We start from the raw sequence: 26,757 nt of genomic DNA, 5'->3' as shown, positions 1-26,757 counted from the left end.
TGCGGATGCCAAATATAATTGATTTTGGATTGATTTTTACCCAAATACCCACATTGCTCGCTTATTTGCCAGTAACGCTTTTTATTACGATTTTTTCGATGTTACTTGGCGTAATATTGGGGTTAATTATTGCAGTAATTAAAATGAATAAAATACCAGTTTTAACACAAATTGCTGCGGTATTTGTTTCATTTATAAGAGGAACACCATTGTTAGTACAGCTTTATCTAAGCTTTTATGGGATTCCAATTTTATTACGTTATATTAATTATTTTTATGATACAAATTTCAATATGAATGGATTACCACCTATGTTATTTGTATTGATTGCTTTCTCTTTTAACGAAGCTGCCTATAATTCTGAAACAATTCGCGCTGCATTACAATCGGTAAATAAAGGGCAAATTGAAGCGGCACAATCATTAGGTATGACCTATAGTCAGTTATTACGTCGAATTGTTATTCCAGAAGCTTTTATTGTGGCGCTGCCTAATTTAGGAAATACTTTAATTGGCTTACTCAAAGGCACTTCACTTGCTTTTGTTTGTTCCGTTACCGAAATGACGGGTAGAGGTAAAACGTTAGCGGGTCATAGCTATCGCTATTTTGAGGTTTATATCTCACTTGCATTAATTTATTGGGCATTAACCATATTAATTGAGTTACTTGTTAAATATTTAGAAAAGCGATTGACGATAAGCGACAATAAAAATACGCCCAGTTACCGAAAAGGAAAATGGTTATGATTCATGTTAATAATTTAACGTTATCTTTTCACGGTAATTGTATTTTGGACAGCATCAATCTTCATATTCAACCTCATGAAATTGTTGCCATTATCGGGTCATCTGGAGCAGGAAAATCAACATTTCTTCGTTGTCTTAATTTATTAGAAAAACCACAATCAGGTAATATTAGTATTGATAAGCTATCGTTTGATGTAAGCAAATTTAAACGAGATCAAATTGTTAAATTTCGCCAGCAAACCGCTATGGTTTTTCAGCAATTTAACCTTTTTCCTCAGAAAAATGCATTAGAAAATGTGATGGAAGGATTAGTAATTGTAAAAAAATATCCTAAAGAAAAAGCCAAACAGATTGCGTATGAAAAATTAGTTGAAGTTGGTCTTGCTGATAGAGTTGATCACTATCCTAAACAACTTTCAGGCGGCCAACAACAACGAGTGGCTATTGCTAGGGCATTAGCGATGAACCCTAAAGTTTTATTACTTGATGAACCAACTTCAGCATTAGATCCTGAGCTAGTTGGTGAAGTATTAGCAACAATAAAAATGGCTGCTAAATCAGGTATAACGATGATTCTAGTTTCTCATGAAATGAGTTTTGTACATGATATTGCAACGCGAGTTTTATTTTTAGATAAAGGACAGATTATTGAAGATGGCTCGCCTGATAAAGTATTTCTAAATCCTGTTCAACAAAGAACGAGAGATTTTTTATCCAGATATTATTCTGCTATGCAAATGGATTATGAAATTTAATCAGTTAAGAGGTCGTAATGGATATTACTATTCAACAACACTGTGAGGATATAAATTGGCAGGAAGTTGCTGATTTACTAAAATTTTATGGATTAAGCACCTTAGATGCTAAAACACAAGAACAGGTATTTCGAAATAGTTATGCAGTGGTATTTTTATTAGATAATAATCATGTCGTCGGTGTGGGGCGAGCATTATCAGATGGTATTTGTCAGGCGGCAATATATAACATTGCCTTAGCTAAATACTTACATGGACAGCAATACGGTAGGTTAATTGTCGATAAACTTATCGAGCAAGTTAAGGATTGTAATATTATTCTTTATACCCATCCTCAAACAGTTGAGTTTTATAAAAATTTAGGTTTTGACCTGATGAAAACAGGCATGGCGATATATCAAAAAGATCATCGTCATGAAATGAAAGAAATGGGATTTATTTAATATTACCCACTTAATTATAGGTTTAACAATATCAAACTAAAGAGGATTTGTGTTATGAATTTAAACAAATGGTATAGTTTTTTGTTTTTAGCAACTTTGTGTTTAACAGGTTGTGATGATCAAAATAACAATACTGAAAGTTCTAAAAAACAACAGATAACTATTGCAACATCAGGCGCACCAAGTCCTTTTACAACAATAAATGATGAGGGTGATTTAACGGGTTATGATATAGATGTTGTTAAGGCTATATTTGCAAAATTACCACAATATGAAATTAATTTCGAAATAACTGAGTTTCCATCGGTGCTTGCTGGACTTGATTCACAACGTTATCAAGTTGGTGCCAATAATTATGCAATGAATGAGAAACGTAAGGAAAAGTATTTTTATTCAGATCCCATTTTTAAAAATCAATATGTTATCGCTGTAGCTAAAAACAATAATAACATCAATAGTTTTCATGATCTAAATGGTATGTCAACAGAGGTAACACCAGGACTAAATTATGCCACTGCTTTAGAAACTTATAATCAGCAAAACGCTAATAATCCTGTAAAAATCGTTTATAGTGAGGCCGACTTATTACCTGTTTTACAGCATGTTGAAAGTGGCCAATATGATTTTCAATTAATTGATAAAGTGATGCTTTCTCAATTTATAAGTGAACATCATCTTAATCTTAAAATAATTGAACTCAGTAAAGAAGATGAAGATCGCATTGCTTCACCATTTAGTTATCTTTTAATTAGTAAAAGTGCGAAAGGTGAACAATTGACTCAGGATATTAATGACGGTATTCAAAAAATTATTAGCAGTGGTGAACTTTCACAAATTAGTCAACGTTATTTTGGTGCAGATTATTCACCTAACTAATTAATACGTTATAAGTATTATTTATCTAACAAAGGTAAATAAACATCCGTTATCATCTGTTCAGATTTTACAGTTGGTCCAACATTAACATAATGAAAAATTGGGGGAAAATCTCCCAAGTTTTCGCTGCTGTTTGGTAACCATTTTTCAAGTAAATAAATAATTGCTTGATTATGATATCTCGAACCTATATTTCTGGCTTTGGCACAGCGAAATTGTGGAATCGTTTTATTTATCACTCCATAAATGTTTTTAGTAATAAGTTCATCAACAGAGATACCGAAATCAACATGATGTTTTTCAGGTGGCGTAGTATTAGGGTTAGTATAATGAATGCCGTAGTTTCTATATTTATCATCTAAAAGTTGATTTTCTTGTCACCATTTTATGAGTTTGTTTACTGATTCATGTTCTAACTCGGGTGCGCTATAATGTTCAATAATGGCTAAATACGTCATTGGGAATAGAACGATTTTGACCTTCATATAACCCTCCACAATTTATCAATGGTAATCATCTTTTTGAATCTTAACACTTATTGCGTGTATAAAAAATCCAATTTTACTTGACAATATATCCGCTTAAAATGATAATGGCGCCGTTTTTTTAGTCTAATCTTTAATTTTTTTATGAGGTGGCAAAATGCCTGTATTCAATACTTTATCTTAATGCCGACATGGTATCTTCTATTATATTGTCTTTTAGCTTTTTCTAAAGCTCCTACGTTGCAGTTCAATCTATAGATCTTCGCCTTGTCGGTTTTCCCTAATTTTTCGGAGAAAACAAAATGACAATGGAAACTTATATTCAAAACTTAGAATTAATTAAATACCCACGTACTCCACATTTGGAAAGTTCGCGCTTGCAATTGGGTGATAGTGAGCATGGCCAGCTACCCTATAATCAATTAATAGGGCAATATATTGTGGTTGAAGAAAAACTTGATGGCGCTAACTGTGCAATCAGTTTTTCAGAGAGTGGTGAGCTATTATTACAATCACGCGGTCATTACTTAATAGGGGGCAGTCGAGAACGTCAGTTTAATCTATTTAAACATTGGGCAACCGTCCATGAAAGCTGGTTAATTGAACGTTTAGAAGATCGCTATATTATGTATGGTGAATGGTTACATAAAAAACACTCTATTTTTTATGATGCATTACCACACTATTTTTGTGAATTTGATATTTGGGATAGACATAATAACTGTTTTTTATCAACCCAAAAACGTCATCAATTATTGGCTAATGGTCCTATTTTATCTGTTCCCGTATTGTATTCGGGAATCGCACCGAAAAGATTGGGTGACTTATTAGCATTAGTTAAATATTCTTTAGCTAAAACAAACGATTGGAAAAGTTGTTTTGAGAAAATTGTTGCTCAAGAAAAAATTGATTTGAATAAGGCTTGGCAACAGTGTGATAACTCGGATTTGATGGAAGGTTTATATTTGAAAATTGAATCAGAGTATACCACAACGGGACGTTTAAAATGGGTAAGACAAGATTTTGTTCAATCTATTTTAGATGCGGGTCAACACCATTTACAGCAACCGTTTATTCCTAATCAATTAGCTAAAAATGCCGAGCTTTATACGCCACAAATAACGATAAATTGGAATGATGGCATAATATTTGGAGGTGATTTATGAGTTATTCGCAGTTACAACAAGAGATCGCCTACAGTATCAGCAAAGATAACTTTGACCAGTGGTTGGAATGTATACCTGCGTTGAATAAATTGATGACGACACCACAAGATCCTACTTATCATGGTGAGGGAAATGTCTGGATTCATACTCAAATGGTATTAAGATCCTTGATAGCTCAAGATGAGTTTGTAAAATCTTCCGATGATGAAAAGTTTGTGCTATTTATGACTGCTTTGTTACATGATATTGCCAAACCAGAAACGACCATCATTGATGAGTTAAGTGGTCGAATTTCACAACCAAGACATTCCCAAAAAGGAGCGATTAGTAGTCGAATACTATTATGGCGATTGGGCATTGATTTTGAGTTAAGAGAAAAGATTTGTCGGATTATTGATGTGCATCAGGTTCCATTTTATGCATTAAGTGATAATAGTAATAATAAATCACCGCAATGGTTAATTCATCGGCTTTCATGGGAATTACCTGTCTGGATGTTATGCATGCAGGCTAAAGCCGATATACTCGGTCGTATTAGTGCTGATAAAGCTCGAATGGTTGATGAAGTTGAACTCTTTAAACAATTAGCTTTGGAAGAAGGGTGTTTATATCAATCTCGGCAATTTATAGATGATTACACCAGAGTACACTATTTTCGAGGAGACAATGTTTTGCCTGATTATGCTTTATATCCTCAAAAAGGGTCTAAAGTCATATTATTGTCGGGTTTACCTGCATCAGGTAAAAATAGTTGGATAAGTAAACATTATCAGCAATTACCGGTTACCTCATATGATGATGCAAGGAGTGAATTGAAATTAAAGCATGGTCAAAATGAAGGATTAGTGATTCAATTTGTATTAGCTAAAGTGAAACAATATTTAAGAGACAATCAACCATTCATTTGGAATGCTACTCATTTATCGCGAGATATGCGCCAAAAAGCATTGGATTTGCTTTATGCTTATCATGCAGAGGTTGAAATTGTTTACCTTGAGCAGCCAGAAAAAACATTATATCAACGCAATTCAAGCCGAGATACTAGCTTACCAAATAAGAAAATTACACAAATGCTTTCTAAATGGCAAGTGCCATTACCGACCGAGGCGCATAAAGTGACATATTTAGTAAGTTAATGATATTTAATATGAGTTATGATGGGCTTTTTTAAAGCCCATCTTTATATTGTGTATTAACTATTCTTTAATGCCATTGTCTTTGATGACTTGCTGATACCAATAAAAACTATCTTTTTTTATTCGATTAAGGTTTTTTAAGTCATGGTCATCACGATCAACATAAACGAAACCATAACGCTTTTTAAAACCTTGATGTGAGCTTAATAAATCAATGACTGACCATGGACAGTATCCAAATAGTTCAACACCATCTTCAATTGCATCATGACAAGCTGAAATATGGGATTTGATATAATCGATTCGATAATCATCATGTACTTTATTGTCAGCAGTTAATGTATCGGGAGTACCTAAGCCATTTTCAGTAATAATTAATGGTAAACGATATTGGCGATAATATTCATTTAGTACAAGGCGTAATCCCATAGGGTCAATTTGTGCACCATAAGTTGAGGCAACTAAATTTGGATTTTTCTCGATTTTGAAGTAACCGTAAAGGTCAAAATCGATATCTTTTTCTTTGGTACCAAATGGATGTGCATCATCCTCTGGTAAATAACTAGCAACCAAAGTTCGATAATAATTTACAGCAATAAAATCAGGTTTTGCTTGTTTTAATATTTCAGCATCTTCAGGATGGGTATTAGGATAGATTCCGCACCGAGTTAGATAGCTTTTATAATAGTTAGGATAATCACCAAAACAGTACATTTCCAGCGCGTAATTCGTTTTGAAATTATCGTTCATTTTCGCAGCCCATACATCCATTGGTTTGTTACTTGCAGGATAGGTCATCGTGGATGAAACTGCAGGCCCAACTTTACTGTCGGAAATTAAAGCATGACAATCGTTGGTTGCCATTGCATGGGCAACAAACATATGATAATCCATTTGTGCACGAACTTTTTCAATATCTTCTGGCGCAACTTGATACATATTCATTCTTTCATTGACACGAATCATCAGATTTTGTTCATTATTAATCTGCCAATGCTTAACTAGATCGCCAAATGCTTTATAACAGACTTGAGCATAACGTCTGAATGCATCAACACAGCGACGATCTTGCCAACCATTATATTTATCAACCAAGGCAAAGGGTAAGTCAAAATGATAGAGCGTAATAAAAGGTATAATATCGTTTTTAATTAATTCGTTAATAACTCGATTGTAAAAATCGATTCCGGCTTGATTTATTTCACCATCGCCATCAGGAATAATTCTTGCCCAAGAAAGTGAAAAGCGATAGGTTTTTAATCCTAACTCTTTAAATAAAGCAATATCACTTTCAACATGATGATAAAAGTCACTGGCTACTTTACTATCGGCTTGTATAGCAGAGCGTTGAAATGAATTATAATCAGCAACGGTCATTCCTTTGCCATCTGCATCCCATCCACCCTCTATCTGAAAAGCCGACGATGATGCTCCCCACCAGAAATCCTTAGCAAAAGCTTTCATATCTAAACCTCTAAACGTGAATAACTAATAAATTGTCTGTAATACTCACTTGAGCTTGTTGACAATATTCTATATTTTTATATTGTTCGGAATTAACAATAATAATTGACGTGGTTAAATCAAATTGTTGTTTTATTTTATCAATATCAAATGAAACTAATTTGGTACCTTTAGTAATATGTTGGCCTGCATGGACATAAGATTGGAAGTATTTACCTTGTAAGTTAACCGTATCAATACCAATATGAATTAATAATTCAATACCATTATCTAATTTTATCCCCATTGCATGTAAAGTAGGGTAGAGTGCCGTAACGGTACAATCTTCAGGGGCAACGATTTCACCCACTCTAGGATAAACTGCAATTCCTTTCCCCATTGCGCCTGAGGCGAATGCTTCATCTTTGACTTGATCTAAAGCAATCACCTCGCCAGCAACTGGCGATACAATAGCGGTATCCGATGTTAATTGTGTACTGGACGTTGTTTCAACTGTTTTTGACGCTTCCTCATTTGGTATATCATTAAATCCAACAATCATCGTCATAATGCATGAACCAAAAAAAGCAAAACCTATACCAATTAAATAACATAAGAAAGCTTTTGTACCTGCTTCTGCATAAACGGGGATCGTTAATACTCCTTGATTAGCAAATGCATTACCATAGGAGCCTCCCCAACCCATCAATCCACCGGCGATAGCGCCACAAATTACGGCACAGATCATCGGTCTTTTTAATCTTAAATTTGCACCATAAATTGCTGGCTCAGTAATGCCAAATAGCGCAGTAACCGTTGCCGATGCAGCCACCGTTTTAAGATTTTTATTTTTGGTTTTGAAAAATACGCCAAAAGCCGCACCAGCTTGCGCAAAGTTAGCGGCACCTGCAAATGCAAGAAGATTTTGCCTGCCTGTTTGCGCTACATCATTGATTCCAATTGGCACAATTGCACGGTGAGCGCCAAATATAACTAAAATGCACCATACACCACCAATAAAAGCACCTAATAAGATAGGGCTAACTCCCATAATGTAGTAATAGATCCAGTTTATAAATTCGCCAATATAGATTCCGATTGGCCCGAAAATAAGTAATGTCGCGGGGATCATGATGAGTAGTGAAAATGTAGGCACCATGATAATTTTTAAAACTTCAGGAATGATTTTTTCTAAAAACCTTTGTATATAACTTAAAATAAAAACGGCAATAATGATTGGAATAACACTTGATGTATAATTGGCTTTGGTCAGTTCAATTGCAAAAAAGGTGACTTCACTTTTACTTGTCATTAAACTCACCATGGAGGGATAACATAGGGTCGCGCCAATAATCATTGATATAAATTCATGTGCTTTAAATACTTTGGCTGCGGTATATCCTAAAATTATAGGCATAAAGTAAAACACCGCATCCGATGCAGCATGTAAAATAATATAAGTATTATAAGTTTTAATATCAGTTGAGTAGTAATTACCAATTATAACCGCAATTGCTAAGATACCTTTTAGCATACCTGATGCTGCTATCGCTGGAATAATCGGGGTGAAAATGGCGGCAAAAGCATTGAGTATTTTAATGCCTATTGAAACTTTTGGTTGTTCTTGTTTTATTGAGTTTATTTCGCCAATAAGTGGTAAAAGTGCGTCATAAATTTTTGTGACTTTATTACCCAATACTACCTGATATTGCCCACTGCTTTCTACAACAGAAATGACGCCTTCAGTTTGTAATAATTTTTCACGATTTGCTTTGTTATTATCTTTTAGTTGGAACCGTAATCGAGTAAAGCAATGGTTCACACTGATAATATTTTGCTTATTTCCGACCAACTGTAATATTTGCTGTGCAATTTTCTCATAGTCCATTATTTTCTCCATTACGTTAACAATGGTTAATTTTCGGTAAAAAAAAGATCAAACATACTAGAGTTGTTGTTAATACTAAAACAACAATCATCATGCATATTTGATCGTATTAATATTGGTGATAACACTTTTTTTACCATTGAGTTAACTTTTCTCAAGCTAACACAGTTTAAAAAGTTAAACAAGATTGAATTGAATTGTTGCTAAATATTTTATTTAGATATATTTTTAACCTTAAGGATTGTAAGGATTAAAATTATAATTAATGAAAGCAGCGAAAAAAAAATCGTATTTATTACTTTGTATTGTGTTTTTCTTTTGGTATGCACAATACGTTTATATCCCTTATCAAACACCTTATCTTGCAGCCATAAATCTTTCAACTAATTTTATTGGTATGGTTGTGAGTGCTTATGGTATTTCACAATTACTGTTACGTTTACCCGTTGGTTTAATTGCGAATGTGAAAGAAAAGCATAAAGTATTTATAGTATTGGGATCTTTTTTAGCTGGTTTTGCATCTGTTATTCGCATAATCCAACCTGATGGATGGGGATTTTTTATTGGTAATATTATTTCTGGTATTGCTAGTTCAACCTGGATCTCATTTATGGTGTTATTTTTAGGTTTTTATCCTAAATCTAAAAAAAGCTATGCAACAAGTCTTATTATTATGGTGAATAATATGGGGGTATTTTTAGCTTTTTTATCCAGTACGTTACTCTTTGAATCTTTTGGTATGAAGCTTATTTGTCTTTTAAGTTGCTTAAGTGGATTCATCGCTTTTATTTTAGCGATTAGGCTTAAATATCCTGAAAGAATTCATCATCAGTTTAGCTTTCAAAACTTATTTAAGGTTTTTTTAGATCCTAAACTGCTATTTTTTTCTTTTCTGGCCTTAATTCAGCAGGGCATACAAATGTCGACGACCATGTCTTTTACAAACCAAATACTCAGTGAACTTGGTGCTAACTCTGCTATAATTGGTGTATCTTCAATTGTATATATGCTGTCATCTGTATTGTTTGCAAAAGTTGGAGCAAGTAGCTGGATAACCAAATTAAGCACTTCATCTTGGATTATCCTCTCTTTTCTTATGCTTGCCCTTTATTGTGTTTTAATACCTAAATTATCATCAAGTTATCTCATATTATTATTGCAAATTATTCCTGGGATGGGGACAGGTATACTATTTTCACTATTAACTTTTGAAGCAATTTCTGATATTCCTTCTTATGCTCGTTCAGCCGCAATGGGTCTGTTTCAAGCTATTTATGCATTAGGTATGACGGTTTTTCCAATCATTGTTGGTTATGTTAGTCTGCTATATTCAATGACGACGGCATATTTTTGTTTAGCGATTGTAGCAGTTTTGGGGGCAATTTTTTATTACTTTTATTGCTCAAACAGAACAATAAAATCATAGTAATAATAAATATCTCTTAATAACCATATTATGTTTTTCGGAATAGAAAATTTAATACTATGAATTAGTCGAATACTTAACTCTATATATAGGTAATATTCAATTAATATTGAGATAAAAACCAAGTAATCGCAATTAAATCGGCAGTGCCACCTGGGCTTAGGTTACGTTTTATAAATTTTTCATCTAACTGGTTTAAAAGTTCAAGACCATTAGCATGAGTCATTCCTCCTTGTTTAATGATTTTTCTTGCCTCTTGTTGAGCGAAAGTCAATCCCTCTAAGCCGCCTCTAGATACTAAATTAGTATCTTGATTATAGGCAAGTAGATGTAACATTGCTTGCAGTAAACATGTTTCCTCATCATAACCATTATGTTTCATTGTTTGATAGATAGGCAGTGAGATAGTACGAACCGTTATATAGCCTGATTCTGCTTCTCCTCTGGCTCCAGGCAAATTGTGAAGTTTAAAAAGTTTTTCACCTATTGAACTAGTTGTATTATTTTGTTTTAGTTCATTGGTAACTATTCCTTGGCAAATGGCAGAAACTTCATCACAAATATTTTGCGTATTGATTGTTAAGCCTAGTTGCTCTAATCTGCCGATTGCACCTAGTAGTAGTCCAAAAGCAAAAATACCACCTTTGTGAGTATTGACTTGATTTGTCGCTTGGTACATTGCTTGCTCGCACTCAATACCAATCGGCCTAATTCCTGCTAAAAATTGTTGGTTATCCTGTAAAGCCGATGTTTTACCATATTGATAAAAACGTTCGAACCATATACTGATTGCTTTGATACTTTGAACAAAAGTTTGGAAGTCCATATCACGATGTGCTCCACTGTTATTCATATCAACCAATCCAGGTTTTGGCGACAAACAAACCTCTTTTATTAATGCTTTTGTTGCTAATTGTGCGGGTATACATTGATTATTATCACTATTAAGATCAAGTTCTAATTGTGCTATTTGCTGTGAATAATCACTCATTATCAATTCTTACCTGTACGAAATGATGTAATATTCGGATATCGCCAACTCATTGACTAAAATGGTTGGCGGCTTTTGATTTATTAAAATCAATAATTATTGTGAGATCGTGCAGCAAGTACTTCACGAGTCCCATTGTGGCTAGGAGGACTAATAATGCCTTCAGCTTCCATTTGTTCAACAATTCGGGCGGCTTTATTATAACCAATACGGAATTTTCGTTGTACGCTAGATATTGATGCTCTTTGTGTTTCAACGACAAAATCCACCACTTGGTCAAATAGTGGATCGCGTTCTTCCTGAAACATATTTGAACTACCGTTTTCACCATCATCGGTTGCTACGGTCACATTCTCAATATATTTTGGTGTACCACGTGCTTTCCAATCTTGCACCACAGCGTGTACTTCTTCATCACGGACAAATGCGCCGTGAACACGAATTGGAATAGAACTATTCGGTGCTAAATAAAGCATATCGCCCATACCAAGCAATGATTCAGCTCCCATCTGATCTAAAATGGTGCGCGAATCAATTTTACTTGATACAGTAAAAGCAATACGGGTAGGAATGTTAGCTTTAATTAAGCCCGTAATCACATCTACCGATGGGCGCTGGGTGGCTAATACCAAGTGGATACCTGCAGCTCTTGCTTTTTGTGCTAGTCTAGCGATTAACTCTTCCACTTTTTTACCAACAGCCATAATAAGATCAGCAAATTCATCGACCATAACGACAATGTAAGGCAGTTTTTCTAGCATTGGCATTTCAAGATCCATACTGTCAGTTGGTTTCCAAAGTGGATCTGGGATCGGTCTACCCATATTTTCTGCTTGCTTAATTTTATCGTTATAACCTGCAATATTGCGTACACCAAGCGCCGACATAAGACGATAACGGCGCTCCATTTCATTGACACACCAATTAAGTGCATTAGCTGCATCTTTCATATCAGTAACGACTTGAGTCAATAGATGTGGAATGCCTTCATAAATGGATAACTCAAGCATTTTAGGATCTATCATTATAAATTTTACATCTTCTGGTTTTGATTTATATAAAATACTTAAGATCATCGCATTAACACCAACTGATTTACCTGATCCAGTAGTACCTGCAACAAGTAAATGAGGCATTTTAGCTAAATCAGCAACCACAGATTGTCCCGAGATATCTTTACCTAGAACAACAGTAAGTGGTGATTGTGCATTTCTAAATTGAGGGCTATCAAGCACATCTCTAAAATAGACTGTTTGGCGATTTTTATTAGGTAACTCAATTCCTACATAGGGCTTACCTGGAATCACTTCTACCACACGTACAGATGGCATGGATAATGAACGTGCTAAATCACGATCTAATGTTGAAATGCGAGCAGCTTTTATGCCAGGTGCAAGCTCAATTTCAAAACGAGTAATGACAGGCCCAGGTAAATAGTCAACGACTCTCGCTTTCACACGATAATCAGATAAACTTTTTTCCAGAAGATTAGCCGTTGCATTTAACGCTGAATGATCGATTTCAACTCGTGTTGTTGGTGGCGCCGTCAGTAAATTTAACGATGGTAAAGGTGTTGTTGGTTTCGGTAAAGGTTTATTGTTACGCCTTAATAAAGGGTGGATTAACCCATCTTCCTCGTTTTCTTGTTCATTATTTTCATCGTCCTCTTCATTCACCCGCTCTGCTTCTACTGTGAAAGTAGGTGATTGTGGTAGTTCTTCAATCTCGTCAATCTCTTCTTCATTTAGATAGATATCATCAATAACAGGATTCTCTTTTTTTAGCGACTCAATATCGACATCGTAAGGTTGTTCTTTTTCAATGACTTTTTCTTTAAGTTCATCATGCTCATTTTGATCATTAATTGTTGTGGAAAGATTAACTTTTGGAGGTGTTATTTCACTAATAGGCTCAAACGGTGTTAACTCAGCTTTTTGGGTTTGCTCTATTTTAGATGCATCATAGCCTAATGTGAATAAAGGTTTGCTTGGAGCATCAGAAATCGTATATTTGTCTTCTTCCAAAGCTTGCATTTCTTCAGATTTATCTGATTGTGTGTCAGATGATGTTTTTCGCTCATTCATATTTTTTATGATCATTTCCATACGAGCTAAAATATCATTAGAATCAACATCTTTTTTAGATTCATCACGAGTTGCTTGATTGGTTGAATCGACTTGAACTGTCGATGTTTTTTCAAGTTCTTGTAATAGTTGTTCTGCCTTTTTGACTAGTGTCTCATCATCTTTAAGTTTGTTGGATTCAATACGTTGTTCAGCTTTATCTGTATTGATATCATGCTTTATTTTTTCTTCACTTGCTATGATTGATGTTGATTGAGTGGTATCTGTATTTACCGGCTTACTATTAAGAGAAATAGTTAATTTGGGTTCTTGTTCTTGGTCAACAACGGGTGACTTTTTGTCGGGTTGTTGGTTGGTATTTATTATTTGGTTCGTTTTACGAGATAAAATCAACTTTGAGAATGGTGTAATGAGCCACATAACCAAAGCACCTAATTTTTCCAATAAGTAAAACCAAGATAATCCAGTTAATAAAGTGATACAGGCAAGGCTGGTAATTAATAATACCAATGAAGTTGTTAAGGCATTCATTACTGGTAAAAGGCTTTCAATTACGATTGCACCTAAATATCCTCCTGCGTTAAATTGTTCTGCATCACGAATATTTAAAGCAAAAAAACCTGTACTGCTAAAAATAAACGCTAAAATACCAATAATGCGGAATGACAAACTAAAGTAATTAATAGGTGCATTGGCGTTACGATAATAGTAGACCACCATTTGTGCGCTAAAGAATATCGAGATAAAAGGTATACTGAAAGCAATAAAACCTAGGAATTGGAAAAAGATATCTGAAACATAGGCTCCAATAAAGCCGCAATAATTACTGATTGGATGATGCCATGCAGTACGAGACCATCCAGGGTCAGATGGATTATAAGAATATAAGGATAAAAATAGACAAACAGATAATCCTATAATTGCCAGTAAAATGAATTGAGTGATTATCTGTTTTCTTGTTGTTTTTGACTTTTTCAAGTACGTACCTAAACAATTGCAACAGTTAAAATTGTAAGCATTTTATCATAAATTGCACTCTCTCACAGAGTGAATAAACCATAAAGAATCATTATTCTTTATGGTATTAATCAATTGGTGACAGGCATTTGCTAAATTTTTGTCCATTTTGTACATAATTTAGAGCATTATGTTTATTAGCAACAATTTCAGCTTCAGTAAGTTTGCGAATAATTTTGGCTGGTGACCCCATAATTAAACAACCTTCTTCATAAGGTATCGTATGTGTCACTAGTGAGTTCGCGCCAACTAAACAATTTTTAGCAATTTTCGCATTATTCAAAATAGTACTTCCCATACCGACTAAAACATTATCCTCGATGTGACAACTGTGCAGAATAACGTTATGTCCAATCGTTACATTTTCCTCTACAATACAGGGTATATCAGTTTCAACATGCACCGTACAATTATCTTGGACATTGCTATTTTTGCCTATATAAATTGGTGCAATATCTCCTCGTAAAACAGCATTAAACCAAATCGATACTCCTTGCTCTAAAACTACATTACCAATAATATCAGCAGATTTGGCAATAAAACAATGTTCATGAATTTGTGGATATAAATCCCCTAATTGGTAAATCATGATTATTTCCTTTTTATCTTTCTGATTTTTAAAAATAAACCCACAGCCAGAAAATTACATAAAACCATAGAGCCTGTCATTAGCCATTCAGAACTATTGTTCGAAACTGTCGTTACCGTTGTAAGATTTGAGACTAGGAATGATAGTGATATACCAACGGCTCCCGCTACTGCGAATCGGATTGTACCGGCAAGCGAAGAGGCCGTTCCTGCGATATGCGGGTAAAAATCTAAAATAATAGCCATACTATTTCCGCCTATAGTTGACATACAGCCAATATATCCAGCAATACAGATAACTAAATAGATGAAACCTAAATTAAATAATGTCACGATCATAAGTCCAATTGCCATGACAAATTGGATAAAAAGACCTAACTGCATCATTTTAAATGAGCCTACATGTTTAACCAAACGACTATTTAGGGTATTCATAAACACCATAACAACAATATTAAGTGCAAAGTAATAACCAAAATGTGTGGATGCAACACCATGTAGGTTCATGTAAACAAAAGGTCCCAAACTTAAAAATGAGAATAAACCTGCACCGGCAAAGGCGCCTATCATCATATACGCCAATACTTGTCCATGACGGAACAACATAATGAAATTACTCAAAATGCGGGTAAAACTAAATTTAGATCGTTTTGCCTTTGATAATGTTTCTGGAATAAAGATGATAACTAAAGCCAGCCCTATTAGTGCCGTTAGACTGATAGTGTAAAAATTAGCTTGCCAATTAAACCAATATAGAATAAATCCACCAATGATCGGTGCAAGGAGTGGAGCAACATTGGATATCAACATGACAAATGACATCATTTTAGAAAATTCATCGCGATCACGATAAATATCTTTCATTAACGCATTAATTACTATTGATGTTGCAGCGGCAGCAATACCGTGAAAAAAGCGAGCAGTAATTAATTGATTGATATTCGATGCAATACCACAAATTAATGCGGCAACTATAAAAATAATTAGACCTGCAATTAAAACGTAACGCCTTCCGTAGCTATCAGTAATAGGGCCAAATAAAAGTTGTCCAAAAGAAAATCCTAACAAATAACAGCTAATAGTAAGTTGTACTGTTGCATCGGCTACATTAAAATCTTGCGCAATGGTTGGCATGCTGGGTAGATACATATCTATGGATAACGGCATTAACATAGATAATAATCCAAGAATTAAAATCAGTTTTTTTTTGGAAATATCGATTCTTAACTGTAAATGTTGATCTTGCACCTATTAAGTCCTGTATCTGTTCTAGCCTATAAAGTAATTAATATATTGTTTAAAAACGGAAACTTCACATGCAATTTTATAAAAGATTTTGAACTATTAATTCTTCGTTTAAATACTTAAAGTATTTAAATTTGTTAAGTATCTTAATTCTGATTAAACGAATTAATCTCATCTTGGGTAAGCGGACGGTATTCACCCTCGGGAATATCGACCTTGATATTACCTATTTGTTTACGATGTAATGCAACCACATGATTATCTACAGCCGCAAACATACGTTTAACTTGATGATATCGTCCTTCGCTAATAGTAAGCTCAGCATGGAAATCATCAATAATATTTAATTTAGCTGGTTTAGTTAGTGATTTCTCACTTTTTAATTGAATGCCATTATTAAAAATTTCAATGAGATCTGCGGTTAATGGGTGCTCAACTGTTACCAAATAGATTTTTTCACAATGATGTTTAGGAGAAGTAATGCGATGTGACCACTTACCATCATCAGTCAATAATACCAATCCGGTTGTATCAAGATCCAATCTACCCGCGGCATGAAGTTTTTCAGGCATAGGCTCATCAATAAAATAAAGAATCGTTGGATGATCAGGATCTTCAGTTGAACACACATAACCTTGGGGCTTATTTAGCATAAAATAGCGGTTATTGGTTACAGGTGTAATTTCATAACCATCATATTCAACTATCTGTTCGGGTGACAATTGATAAGCACCTGATTTTATAATTTCACCATCGACCGTGACTTTTTTCGCTTTTAATTCTTTATTGACAATTGTTCGACTGATGCCGAGATGATGAGCAAGAAACTTATCTAATCGCATAAATTATGAATATTCCTGTATTACTTTAAAGGGGTATAAATATCAAAACGGTGATTTTTCGTTTTAATTTCTGCTGTTGGTTTTTGGTTGGCTAAAAAAGGCGCATAACTAGGACGTTTAACCACCACTCTTTTGTTCGCTAACTGTCTTGCTGGTTCAAGTAAACTGTCTGAATCATCATCGCTGCCCACTAATTGTTGAAAAATGCGCATCTCTTTTTTGACTAGTGCACTTTTGGTTCGATGAGGAAACATAGGATCAAGATAGACCACATCTGGTGTTTGAGTGTAAGTGCATAACCCATCAATACTTGAGTGATAAATCAGACGTAGATGTTGCTGTAACCAAGCACCCATATTTTCATCTAAATAAGCACGCCGTAGACCATCTTCTAACAGTGCAGCAACAACAGGGTGACGTTCAAACATAGTGACATGACAACCGATAGCGGCAAGTACAAATGCGTCGCGACCCAGTCCAGCGGTAGCATCTACAACCGTTGGTAAATACTCACCTTTAACGCCAACTGCTTTGGCAATAGCTTCACCTCGACCTCCGCCAAACTGACGACGATGTGCCATAGCGCCAGATAGAAAATTGACGCATATTGAGCCTAATTTTGGTTCGTCGTTTTTTTGTAATTCGAGTTGGTTATTTTGATTTACAATTATGAACGGCAGATCGGTATGTGTGGCTAACCACTGCTCAGCAAATAGCTTTAGCTGAGCAGTATCTGTATTACTTAATTCCATAGTGACGAAGCAATGCCTCAAGCTGTGGTTCACGACCACGGAAATTTTTAAATAACGTCATTGGTTCATCGCTGCCACCTTGTGACAAAATATTGTCAAGAAAAGCATTACCCGTGTTAGTATTGAAGATACCTTCTTCTTCAAAACGTGAAAACGCATCAGCCGACAATACTTCTGCCCATAAATAACTATAGTAACCAGCAGCATAACCACCTGCAAAAATATGACTGAAAGCGTGTGGGAATCGACCCCATTCAACTGTTGGAACCACAGCTACTTGTTGTCGGACTTTTTTTAGTGTTTCCAAAATATCTGGATCTTTCTGACAGTGTAACGTAAAGTCAAACAAACCAAACTCTAACTGACGTAAAATAAATAATGCTGCTTGATAGTTTTTAGCATCCAACATTTTATCTAACATCTCTTTTGGTAACGGCTCACCAGTTTGATAATGTCCAGATATAAACGCTAGTGCCTCGGGCTCCCAGCACCAGTTTTCTAAAAATTGACTTGGTAATTCTACTGCATCCCATGGCACGCCATTAATACCAGCAACACCCGGTACTTCAATTTCGGTTAACATGTGGTGTAAGCCATGCCCAAATTCATGAAATAGAGTAGTGACTTCGTCATGGGTAAATAATGCAGGTTTATCACCAATAGGGCGGTTAAAATTACACGTTAAATAAGCAACAGGATTTTGTGTATGACCGTCAGCAAAGTGCATACGACCAATACAATCATCCATCCAAGCTCCGCCGCGTTTATGTTCGCGAGCATATAAGTCAAGATAAAAGCTACCTTTTAATTCACCGTTAGCAGTATAAAGATCGTAGAATTTAACTTCAGAATCCCAAACATCAACGCCTTTGCGTTCTTTCGCTGTAATACCAAAAATGCGATGTACAACTTCAAACAAACCGCTAATTACGCGTTGCTCTGGGAAGTATGGACGTAACTCTTCATCATTGATGGTGTACAGGTGCTGTTTTTGTTTTTCACTGTAATAAGCGATGTCCCATGGTTGTATATCACTGGCACCAAAAAACTCATAAGCATAACGTTTGAGTTGGGCAAGTTCTTTTTCGCCTTGTGGTCTAGCTTTAGTGGCTAGGTCGGTAAGAAATTCCATTACTTGTGTGGTGGAGTTTGCCATTTTGGTCGCAAGTGATTGATCTGCGTAAGTATTAAATCCTAATAATTGTGCTAGCTCATCACGTAATTTTAAAATTTGTTTAATGATTTGAGTATTATCCCATTTGCCAGCATTTGGACCTTGATCGGATGCTCGGGTATTATAAGCTTGATAGAGTTCAAATCTTAGATCACGGTTATCACAATAGGTCATTACGGGAAGATAACTAGGGATATCTAAAGTAAGTAACCAGCCTTCCTCACCTTTAGCTTTAGCCTGTTCTTGGGCTGCGGCAAGGGCACTATCTGGTAAACCCGACAAGGATTTTACATCCGTAATTAATTTTGACCATCCCATAGTTGCGTCTAATACATTATTGCTATAGGTTGATGATAACTCTGATAACTTCGCAACAATTTCACCATAACGTTTCTGTTTTTCATCTGGTAAGCCAATACCTGATAATTCAAAATCACGCAGGGCATTATTAATAACTTTTTTCTTAGCTTTGGTTAATTTGTCGTATTGTTCACTTTCTTTAAGTTGTTTATATGCCTGATATAAAGGTTTATGTTGACCAACCCAAGTGCTGAATTCAGAAAGCAGTGGTAAACATGCTTCATAAGCTTCGCGTAATTCAGGGCTATTTTTGACTGAGTTTAGATGACTAACAGGTGACCATGCACGACTAAATTTTTCATCCACTTCATCAATTGGTTGAATTAAATTTTCCCAAGTATATTGGCTGTTTTGTTTTAATACTGTTTCGATCGTATTTCGGCTATTTTTTAATGCTTCTTGTATAGCTGGTAAAACATGTTCTGGCCTAATCTTCGAAAATAGGGGTAATGGTGCATTTGTTAATAATGGGTTAGTCATGTTGCGATACCTTATGTATATTGATATTTTCTATTAATAGAAAACAATATTGAGGCAAAAAACGTTTATTCAAGGGTTAATAAGAATCATTCTTATAATCCCATTAGCTTGCGCTCACGTTGCCATTCAGTGGGAGTATAAGTTTTTATGGATAGCGCATGGATACGATTATCATTAATAAATTCTGCTAAAGGGCCATAAATAGCTTGTTGTTTTTTTACACGGCTAAGATCGGCAAATAATTCTCCAACAGCAATAACTTGAAAATGACTTCCGTCGTCTGTCATTACATGAATATCATCAAGTTCAAGTGAACTTTTTAGTTTATTTATAATTTCTTGTTTATCCATTATTTATACTCATCATTAATATAAACTGTATGTTTTAATTTTTGTGAAAAAGTTTCAGATTATGGGGATGTTTCAGTATAAAATCCAGTATATTAATCATCAATGACATGTTGTAAATCATATAACGTAATTAAAGTTTGTAATTGTGGATTAATATTTTTTAATTTTACACAATATTTAATACAAAAATAGACTAAAGTCGCGAGTCCTGAAGAATCAACCCGGGTAAGCTCTCCTAAATTGATGTATTTAACACCATTTAATATAGAGCTTTGTGTTGTCCATAAATCATTTAAAGAGTGAACATCAAGTTCACCCTGTAAGTACAATACATCTTGTTGTTTATCTGTTTTGATTCGCGACATTATAAAATAGCCTTTTTATTTAGCGTTAGGATCAATATTGCGATTTGATAGATCATTTAATTGTTTGGTTAATTCATCAATACCTTTTTGGCGCAGAACAGTTGCCCATTCGTTTTGTTTAGTGGTAACCATGCTAACCCCTTCAGCGGTTAGGTCATAAGCTTTCCATTCACCTGTTACAGTATTTTTTCGCCATTGGAAATCGATACGGATAGGTTGTTGATTTTTGTCTGGCTGATTTAATAATATGCGGATTGAAACAAGTGATTTATCACCTAAATCTTTTGATTTTTCAACTTGATAAGTTTGTCCGTTGTACATTGAAAGTGCTTGAGCAAATGCTTGTACTAAATAGTTTTCAAATGCATTAAAATAAGCCGTACGTTGTGCATCAGTCGCTGATTTATAAGCATTACCTAATATTAATGCTCCTGCATATTTAACTTGCACGTAAGGTAGTAAATCCGTTCTTACAATATCTTTAAGTTTGTTCGGATCGGATTTAAGTGTTGAAGCCTCTGCTTTCATCGTGTTAAAAATTTTATCTGCTGCAACTTGCATATCTTGATATGGATCGTTTGCAAATGCTGTAGCACTTATCATTAAGGTAAGTACTAAAAAAAAGGTTTGTTTAAATTTGGTTAACATAGTTACTCCTTATTGTCATTACTATCTTGTTTTTTGTCTTTATCTGATGATCCACCCGCACTATATAAAAATTGTCCAATTAAATCTTCAATAACCACTGCTGGTTTTGTGTTATATATAATAGAACCATCTTTAAGATAAGGATGATTATCTCCTTGATTAAGACTATCCGTATTTGATGAAGATGTCGGTGCATCTAAAGCATCAATATCATGTTCTGTGCTTTGATCTAATCCAAAGTTGATATCAATAAATTGTTCACCTAATAAACCCGATGTTTTAATTGAAAGTGAACTTAATTTTGGGATTTTATTATATTGAGTGTCTAAATCCATAGTTACCCACGGTTTATAATCTTCATTGTTCGTGGTTTTTAAGCTTATATCACTGACACGACCAATAACAACACCACCAATTTTAATTGGTGAACGTACTTTCAAACCACCAATGTTATCAAATTGTGCATAAACTCTATAAGAGTTATGACTAACAAAAGATGTTGGGTCAGTTACTCTAAAGCATAAAAATAGTACTGAGACAATAACCAGCACCATAAATAATCCTACTGTAATTTCTACTTTACGACTCATGTTTAATGACCTCAATTACTAAACATTAATGCGGTTAAAATAAAATCTAACCCCAAAATAACTAATGATGAATAAACAACTGTATTAGTTGTTGCCCGACTAATTCCTTCTGATGTTGGTACACAATCGTATCCATTAAAAAGTGCAATCCAAGTACTGGCAATAGCAAATGCAAAACTTTTAACAAAACAGTTACCTAAATCATGCCACCAATCGACATTACTTTGGATGGATGACCAAAAGAACCCTGCGTCAATACCTTTCCAATCTACACCAACTAATACGCCACCTATGATTCCTACCGCAACAAAAATCGCTGTTAAAAATGGCATGCTAAAAAATCCTGCCCAAAACCGTGGAGCTATAATGCGGCGTAAAGGATCAACTGCCATCATTTCCATACTTGATAGTTGCTCGGTAGCTTTCATAAGACCGATTTCAGCCGTTAAGGCAGAACCTGCACGACCAGCAAAAAGTAATCCTGCAACAACAGGTCCTAGCTCTCGTAACAATGCAAGTGCAACTAACATACCTAAACTAGCTTCAGCACCAAATGTTGTTAAAATAAAGTAGCCTTGTAGCGCTAGTACCATGCCAATAAACAGACCTGATACGATAATAATGGATAGTGATTGTACACCAACAAAATAGAATTGTTTGACTAGTAATGGGAATTGTTTTTTAAATTGTGGTTGACCAATTAATGCGCCAAATAGCATTATTCCTGAGCGCCCTATCATGGCGATCACATTTATAAACCATTGTCCCATTTTAGCGAGTAAATTCGACATTATTTTATACCTCTGCTTAGGTCCAATTTGTAATCATTCGCAGGATAATGAAAAGGTACTGGCCCATCTGCAAGTCCTTCCAGGAATTGTTTGACTCGTAAATCATCATTGTCACGTAGTTGTTCTGAAGTACCACCTGCAATAATATGTTGTTCTGCTACAATGTAGGCGTAATCGGCAATACTCAACACTTCGCTTACATCATGACTGACTACGATACATGTTAATCCTAACGATTGATTTATCTCAGAAATAAGTTTAACGATTACACCCATTGAAATTGGGTCTTGCCCAGCAAAAGGTTCATCAAACATGATCAAATCAGGATCAAGCGCAATTGCTCTTGCTAATGCTGCTCGCCTAGCCATCCCACCAGATAATTCTGATGGCATCATATTTGCTGCACCGCGAAGTCCTACGGATTGTAACTTCATCAATACCAAGTTATGTAATATTGGTTCAGGTAATTTAAGATGTTCACGCAGAGGATAAGCGACATTATCAAATACAGATAGGTCAGTAAATAACGCGCCAGATTGGAATAGCATGCTCATGCGCTTGCGTACTTCATATAGTCTTGAGCGAGACATGCTTGGTATGTCTTCACCATCAAATAAAATGAATCCTGTTTGTGGTTTTAATTGTCCACCAATCAGTCTTAATAGTGTAGTTTTACCAATTCCAGAAGGTCCCATAATAGCAGTTATTTTACCTTTTTGAACGGTCAAACTCATATTTTTATAAATAGGTCGTGTTCCACGATAGAAAGACATATCATGTATTTCGACCAAATTGGGCTGTAATGCGTCAGTCACAATGATTTCCTACACTACCAGAATTAAAATTTCGCCTATTTTACTTGATATTTATAAATAATGAAATCTATTAAACCTATTATCAGTGAGTCTGTTCTTACTAATTTAAACATGTTATAACGAGTTTATTAGTCTGTTTTAAACTCGAACGTATAGTTAACCTGAAACTTTTTAACATTCATTACTTTTTATTAATATGCAATAAAATAGTATTTGGACCTTTGTAAAAGGACTTATGTAATAAAAAAGTGTAATTTACTCTATATATTATCATTTAATTAAGCTATTCATGCCGTGCCTTGCGGGCTAAGTAGTTACCCGTACTTTGTACAAATTGAATGACAATAACTAAAATAAACACACAGATGTAAGTTACCGTCGTGTCAAAACGTTGATAACCGTATGAAACTGCTAAATCGCCGATACCGCCAGCACCAATAGCACCTGCCATTGCGGTAGCTCCAATTAAGCCAATTGTGGCAGTTGTAAGCGTTAAAAGTAATGAGCTAAAAGCTTCTGGTAACATAAAGTGCCAAATTATTTGGATTGGTGTTGCGCCCATAGCTTCAGCAGCTTCAATGATACCACTTTTTACATCTAATAACGAGTTTTCCACTAATCGAGCTATGTAAGGAGCCACATAAAAAGTGAGTGGAACAATTGCTGCTGTAGTACCAATTGAACTGCCGACAATAAACTTTGTTAAAGGCAAAATTGCCACAAGTAGAATAATAAATGGCAATGAACGTACTAGATTAATGATTGGATTGATGATGCGATAGACCCGTTTATTTTCAAGTAGACCAGAAGGACGAGTGGTTACTAAACAGATACCAAGTGGAATACCAATCAATGAGCCCAATATTAATGAAAAGACGACCATAATCAAGGTTTCGTAAGATGCTTGTATAAACTGATCAGAGGTGACTGTAGTAGCAAATGTTGTGCTTAAATAACTAAGTATATTATTTATTATTTGCATTTAATTAATCTCCCATTGTTTTATTTCGGTAACTTGCACACCACGTTCACGTAAATAGTGTACCGCTTTGTCAATGTTGTTATCTTCTCCTTTTAATTGAACAAACATACTGCCTAAAACCGTTTTTTCGATTTCTGACATATGGGCAAATAAAATATTCACGATAACTATTTGTTGTAAAATGAGTGAATTAATGACTGGCTCAGAGGCTGAACGTCCTAAAAACTCCAATTTAAATAATTTGATATTATTTTTGTTTCCTTCAATTTTTAATAAATTTTCAACTACACCACTTGGAATTTGATCGTTTATCACAGAGCTGACAAAATTTTGTGTCGTATGATGTCTCGGGTGACCAAATACATCAAGCACATTACCATGCTCGATGATGTTACCTTTTTCCATAACGGCAACTTTATGACAAATTCGTTCAATAACACTCATTTCATGAGTGATTAATACTACGGTTATTTTATATTTTTCATTGATTTGCTTTATTAAATCTAAAATGGATTGAGTCGTTTGTGGATCAAGTGCTGATGTAGCTTCGTCACACAACAATATATCTGGATTGTTAGCTAAAGCTCGCGCAATACCTATGCGCTGTTTTTGCCCTCCCGACAGCTCTTTAGGATAGCTATTAGCTTTATCACTTAATCCCACAAATTCCAATAGTTCATATACTTTTTGTTTAATCGTTTGTTTATCTTTTTTGATTAGGACTAATGGAATGGCAACATTTTCAAATACGGTTTTTGATTCAAGTAAATTAAAATGCTGGAAGATCATGCCGATTTTTCGACGAACTTGGCGTAACTCTTGACTAGATAGTTGATTAAGTAATTGATTGTGAATCCTGACACTACCTTCAGTGGGTCTTTCAAGAAAGTTAATTAAACGAACAAGTGTGCTTTTTCCTGCACCGCTGTAACCGATAATGCCATAAATATCACCTTTCGCTATAGTTAGATTAATATTATTTAATGCTTGGGTAGTAATGCCATTGCGCTCGTATTGTTTTGATACATTTTCAAATTTAATCATGAGTTACCGCCTACTTTTTATCTTGTGCTAATTGGATTAGTGCTTGCTTGGCAAGTTCAGATAAATATTTAACCGCAGGCATTATCATATCTCGATTAAGCTGAAATTTAGGATGATGTACTGCGTAAGGGCTTTGTGAACCAAGGTTAATAAAGGCGCCAGGAACATGGTGTAAGTAATGAGCAAAATCTTCGCCACCAAGTTGAGGTTTAAAGTCGACGATTTCATAATTTGCATGTTTAGCAACTTGTTTGGCAAATTCAACCCATTTAGCATCATTAATAATGGATGGTGGACCATCAAACCAGCGTAGCTCAGCTTGCGCGCCTAAGGCAGAAGCAATATTTTCCGTAATATTTTTTAGCAGCTTTTTAACTTTAGCTCTAATATCTGGAGTGAGCGTTCTAACCGTTCCCTCCATTTCTACCGTTTCGGGAATAACATTCCAAGTATTTCCTCCTTGAAATTTGGTAATACTGACTATAACCGCATCTAATCCACTTACACCTCGACTGGATATTGTTTGAACTGCGTTAACTATTTGAGCGCCAACAACGATAGGATCAATGCCCGTTTCTGGTCTTGCTGCATGTGCACCCACACCTTTAACAGTAATTTCGATACGATCAACATTAGCAGAAAACGGCCCAGCACATGATGCCATCTGATTTATGGTTAAATTGGGATTATTATGTTGCCCTAATATTGCATCAACGCCTTTTAATGCACCAATTTCAATAAAGTGTAATGCACCACTAAAGTTTTCTTCAGCAGGCTGAAACAGTAATCGAATTGTTCCTTTTAAATCTTTTTCATGTGCTTTTAGTAAGTAAGCCGCTCCCATTAAAATAGATGCATGTACATCGTGCCCACAGGCGTGCATCACATCTGGATTTTTTGAACGGTAGTCACAAGTGGTTTGTTCTTGAATAGGCAATGCATCAATATCAGCACGTAGTGCTAGCACTGGTGAACCTGAGCCTATTTCTGCTATCACACCTGTTTTAGCGCCTAATTCCAAAATACGTATGTTAGCTTTTTGTAAATAAGATTTTAATCGCTTTGTTGTTTCAAATTCCTGATTAGAAAGTTCAGGATTTTGGTGTAACTCAACAAAAAGTTTATGAATAGTATCGGCGATAGTTTGACTCATAATATATCCAACGATTAATAATGATTGATAGTATTAACGGTAACATAGGCGTATTTATCTCTCTAATAATCGTTTTTTATATCTTATTCCAAAAAGTTATAAGATAGAATTACTTGGAATAA

Annotated in this window: 24 protein-coding genes and 2 pseudogenes; 7 read left to right on the top strand and 19 right to left on the bottom strand. The window is 34.9% G+C overall.

Going from position 1 to position 26,757, the window contains the following annotated elements; genetic code table 11:
- The first annotated feature begins 5 nt into the window (after positions 1-5).
- Genes GAPWK_RS10930 through GAPWK_RS10915 form a run of 4 tightly spaced genes read left to right on the top strand, consistent with a single transcriptional unit; the run spans position 6 to position 2,820 of the window.
- On the top strand, positions 6-746 hold the full coding sequence (locus GAPWK_RS10930) for an amino acid ABC transporter permease (RefSeq protein ID WP_025316264.1): 741 nt from the start codon (positions 6-8) through the stop codon (positions 744-746).
- Positions 743-1,501, top strand: a complete 759-nt coding sequence (locus tag GAPWK_RS10925) for an amino acid ABC transporter ATP-binding protein (RefSeq protein ID WP_025316263.1) — start codon at positions 743-745, stop codon at positions 1,499-1,501. Before GAPWK_RS10930 ends, GAPWK_RS10925 begins: the two co-directional genes overlap by 4 nt.
- Positions 1,502-1,518: 17 nt before the next feature.
- A complete protein-coding gene (locus GAPWK_RS10920; protein WP_025316262.1) occupies positions 1,519-1,944 on the top strand; it encodes a GNAT family N-acetyltransferase in 426 nt (141 codons plus the stop codon).
- A 54-nt stretch (positions 1,945-1,998) separates the two neighbouring features.
- Positions 1,999-2,820 carry a transporter substrate-binding domain-containing protein gene (locus tag GAPWK_RS10915; RefSeq protein ID WP_025316261.1) on the top strand — a complete coding sequence of 274 codons (822 nt, stop codon included), beginning with the start codon at positions 1,999-2,001 and terminating at the stop codon, positions 2,818-2,820.
- Positions 2,821-2,837: 17 nt separating this feature from the next.
- Here the strand turns inward: GAPWK_RS10915 and GAPWK_RS14320 are convergent.
- Positions 2,838-3,164, bottom strand: a pseudogene (locus tag GAPWK_RS14320) (AraC family transcriptional regulator); the annotation flags it as partial.
- A gap of 443 nt (positions 3,165-3,607) precedes the next feature.
- Here GAPWK_RS14320 and GAPWK_RS10905 point away from each other — a divergent pair.
- Positions 3,608-4,471 (top strand): RNA ligase family protein, encoded by an 864-nt coding sequence (locus tag GAPWK_RS10905; protein WP_025316259.1) that lies wholly within the window; start codon positions 3,608-3,610, stop codon positions 4,469-4,471.
- Positions 4,468-5,607, top strand: a complete 1,140-nt coding sequence (locus GAPWK_RS10900) for an AAA family ATPase (protein ID WP_025316258.1) — start codon at positions 4,468-4,470, stop codon at positions 5,605-5,607. Before GAPWK_RS10905 ends, GAPWK_RS10900 begins: the two co-directional genes overlap by 4 nt.
- Before the next feature lie 60 nt (positions 5,608-5,667).
- Here the strand turns inward: GAPWK_RS10900 and GAPWK_RS10895 are convergent, their stop codons facing one another.
- Positions 5,668-7,071: a glycoside hydrolase family 1 protein gene (locus GAPWK_RS10895; protein WP_025316257.1), complete on the bottom strand. Its 1,404-nt coding sequence runs from the start codon at positions 7,069-7,071 to the stop codon at positions 5,668-5,670.
- 10 nt (positions 7,072-7,081) lie between these two features.
- Positions 7,082-8,938 (bottom strand): beta-glucoside-specific PTS transporter subunit IIABC, encoded by a 1,857-nt coding sequence (locus tag GAPWK_RS10890; RefSeq protein WP_025316256.1) that lies wholly within the window; start codon positions 8,936-8,938, stop codon positions 7,082-7,084.
- A 265-nt stretch (positions 8,939-9,203) separates the two neighbouring features.
- On the opposite strand from GAPWK_RS10890, the gene GAPWK_RS10885 reads away from it, so the two are divergent.
- The gene (locus GAPWK_RS10885) at positions 9,204-10,364 is read left to right on the top strand and encodes an MFS transporter (RefSeq protein WP_025316255.1); all 1,161 of its coding nucleotides are present in this window, start codon (positions 9,204-9,206) and stop codon (positions 10,362-10,364) included.
- Positions 10,365-10,467: 103 nt separating this feature from the next.
- Here GAPWK_RS10885 and citG read toward each other — a convergent pair whose 3' ends face one another.
- The 16 genes and pseudogenes from citG to GAPWK_RS10805 form a co-directional block, all read right to left on the bottom strand.
- Complete coding sequence (gene citG / locus GAPWK_RS10880) at positions 10,468-11,355, bottom strand: triphosphoribosyl-dephospho-CoA synthase CitG (protein WP_080692491.1); 888 nt, start codon at positions 11,353-11,355, stop codon at positions 10,468-10,470.
- An 89-nt stretch (positions 11,356-11,444) separates the two neighbouring features.
- Positions 11,445-14,375 (bottom strand): annotated as a pseudogene (locus GAPWK_RS15625) (DNA translocase FtsK 4TM domain-containing protein); the annotation flags it as partial.
- A gap of 148 nt (positions 14,376-14,523) precedes the next feature.
- Complete coding sequence (locus GAPWK_RS10870) at positions 14,524-15,045, bottom strand: gamma carbonic anhydrase family protein (RefSeq protein WP_025316253.1); 522 nt, start codon at positions 15,043-15,045, stop codon at positions 14,524-14,526.
- Between the two features lie 2 nt (positions 15,046-15,047).
- On the bottom strand, positions 15,048-16,292 hold the full coding sequence (locus GAPWK_RS10865) for a Bcr/CflA family multidrug efflux MFS transporter (RefSeq protein WP_202961649.1): 1,245 nt from the start codon (positions 16,290-16,292) through the stop codon (positions 15,048-15,050).
- 143 nt (positions 16,293-16,435) lie between these two features.
- Complete coding sequence (gene rsuA / locus GAPWK_RS10860; protein WP_025316252.1) at positions 16,436-17,131, bottom strand: 16S rRNA pseudouridine(516) synthase RsuA; 696 nt, start codon at positions 17,129-17,131, stop codon at positions 16,436-16,438.
- Between the two features lie 20 nt (positions 17,132-17,151).
- Positions 17,152-17,883 (bottom strand): class I SAM-dependent methyltransferase, encoded by a 732-nt coding sequence (locus GAPWK_RS10855; RefSeq protein WP_025316251.1) that lies wholly within the window; start codon positions 17,881-17,883, stop codon positions 17,152-17,154.
- Positions 17,870-19,897 carry an oligopeptidase A gene (gene prlC / locus GAPWK_RS10850; protein ID WP_025316250.1) on the bottom strand — a complete coding sequence of 676 codons (2,028 nt, stop codon included), beginning with the start codon at positions 19,895-19,897 and terminating at the stop codon, positions 17,870-17,872. The genes GAPWK_RS10855 and prlC overlap by 14 nt, the downstream gene beginning before the upstream one ends.
- Positions 19,898-19,989: 92 nt before the next feature.
- Positions 19,990-20,247 carry a BolA family protein gene (locus GAPWK_RS10845; RefSeq protein WP_025316249.1) on the bottom strand — a complete coding sequence of 86 codons (258 nt, stop codon included), beginning with the start codon at positions 20,245-20,247 and terminating at the stop codon, positions 19,990-19,992.
- A gap of 92 nt (positions 20,248-20,339) precedes the next feature.
- Positions 20,340-20,612 carry an STAS domain-containing protein gene (locus tag GAPWK_RS10840; protein WP_025316248.1) on the bottom strand — a complete coding sequence of 91 codons (273 nt, stop codon included), beginning with the start codon at positions 20,610-20,612 and terminating at the stop codon, positions 20,340-20,342.
- Between the two features lie 15 nt (positions 20,613-20,627).
- Positions 20,628-21,260 (bottom strand): phospholipid-binding protein MlaC, encoded by a 633-nt coding sequence (gene mlaC, locus GAPWK_RS10835; protein ID WP_025316247.1) that lies wholly within the window; start codon positions 21,258-21,260, stop codon positions 20,628-20,630.
- A 2-nt stretch (positions 21,261-21,262) separates the two neighbouring features.
- The gene (mlaD, locus tag GAPWK_RS10830) at positions 21,263-21,850 is read right to left on the bottom strand and encodes an outer membrane lipid asymmetry maintenance protein MlaD (RefSeq protein WP_025316246.1); all 588 of its coding nucleotides are present in this window, start codon (positions 21,848-21,850) and stop codon (positions 21,263-21,265) included.
- Between the two features lie 11 nt (positions 21,851-21,861).
- A complete protein-coding gene (mlaE, locus tag GAPWK_RS10825; protein ID WP_086271159.1) occupies positions 21,862-22,641 on the bottom strand; it encodes a lipid asymmetry maintenance ABC transporter permease subunit MlaE in 780 nt (259 codons plus the stop codon).
- Positions 22,641-23,456 carry a phospholipid ABC transporter ATP-binding protein MlaF gene (mlaF, locus tag GAPWK_RS10820; RefSeq protein WP_038517491.1) on the bottom strand — a complete coding sequence of 272 codons (816 nt, stop codon included), beginning with the start codon at positions 23,454-23,456 and terminating at the stop codon, positions 22,641-22,643. The genes mlaE and mlaF overlap by 1 nt, the downstream gene beginning before the upstream one ends.
- Before the next feature lie 283 nt (positions 23,457-23,739).
- Complete coding sequence (locus GAPWK_RS10815) at positions 23,740-24,438, bottom strand: methionine ABC transporter permease (RefSeq protein ID WP_025316243.1); 699 nt, start codon at positions 24,436-24,438, stop codon at positions 23,740-23,742.
- Positions 24,439-25,482 (bottom strand): methionine ABC transporter ATP-binding protein, encoded by a 1,044-nt coding sequence (locus GAPWK_RS10810; protein WP_025316242.1) that lies wholly within the window; start codon positions 25,480-25,482, stop codon positions 24,439-24,441.
- Between the two features lie 10 nt (positions 25,483-25,492).
- The gene (locus GAPWK_RS10805) at positions 25,493-26,635 is read right to left on the bottom strand and encodes an amidohydrolase (protein WP_025316241.1); all 1,143 of its coding nucleotides are present in this window, start codon (positions 26,633-26,635) and stop codon (positions 25,493-25,495) included.
- Positions 26,636-26,757 lie beyond the last annotated feature (122 nt).

This window comes from Gilliamella apicola (assembly GCF_000599985.1).
Classification (GTDB): domain Bacteria; phylum Pseudomonadota; class Gammaproteobacteria; order Enterobacterales; family Orbaceae; genus Gilliamella; species Gilliamella apicola.
The sequence above is the reverse complement of the archived record's forward strand: the minus strand, read 5'-3'. Positions and strand labels throughout refer to the sequence as shown.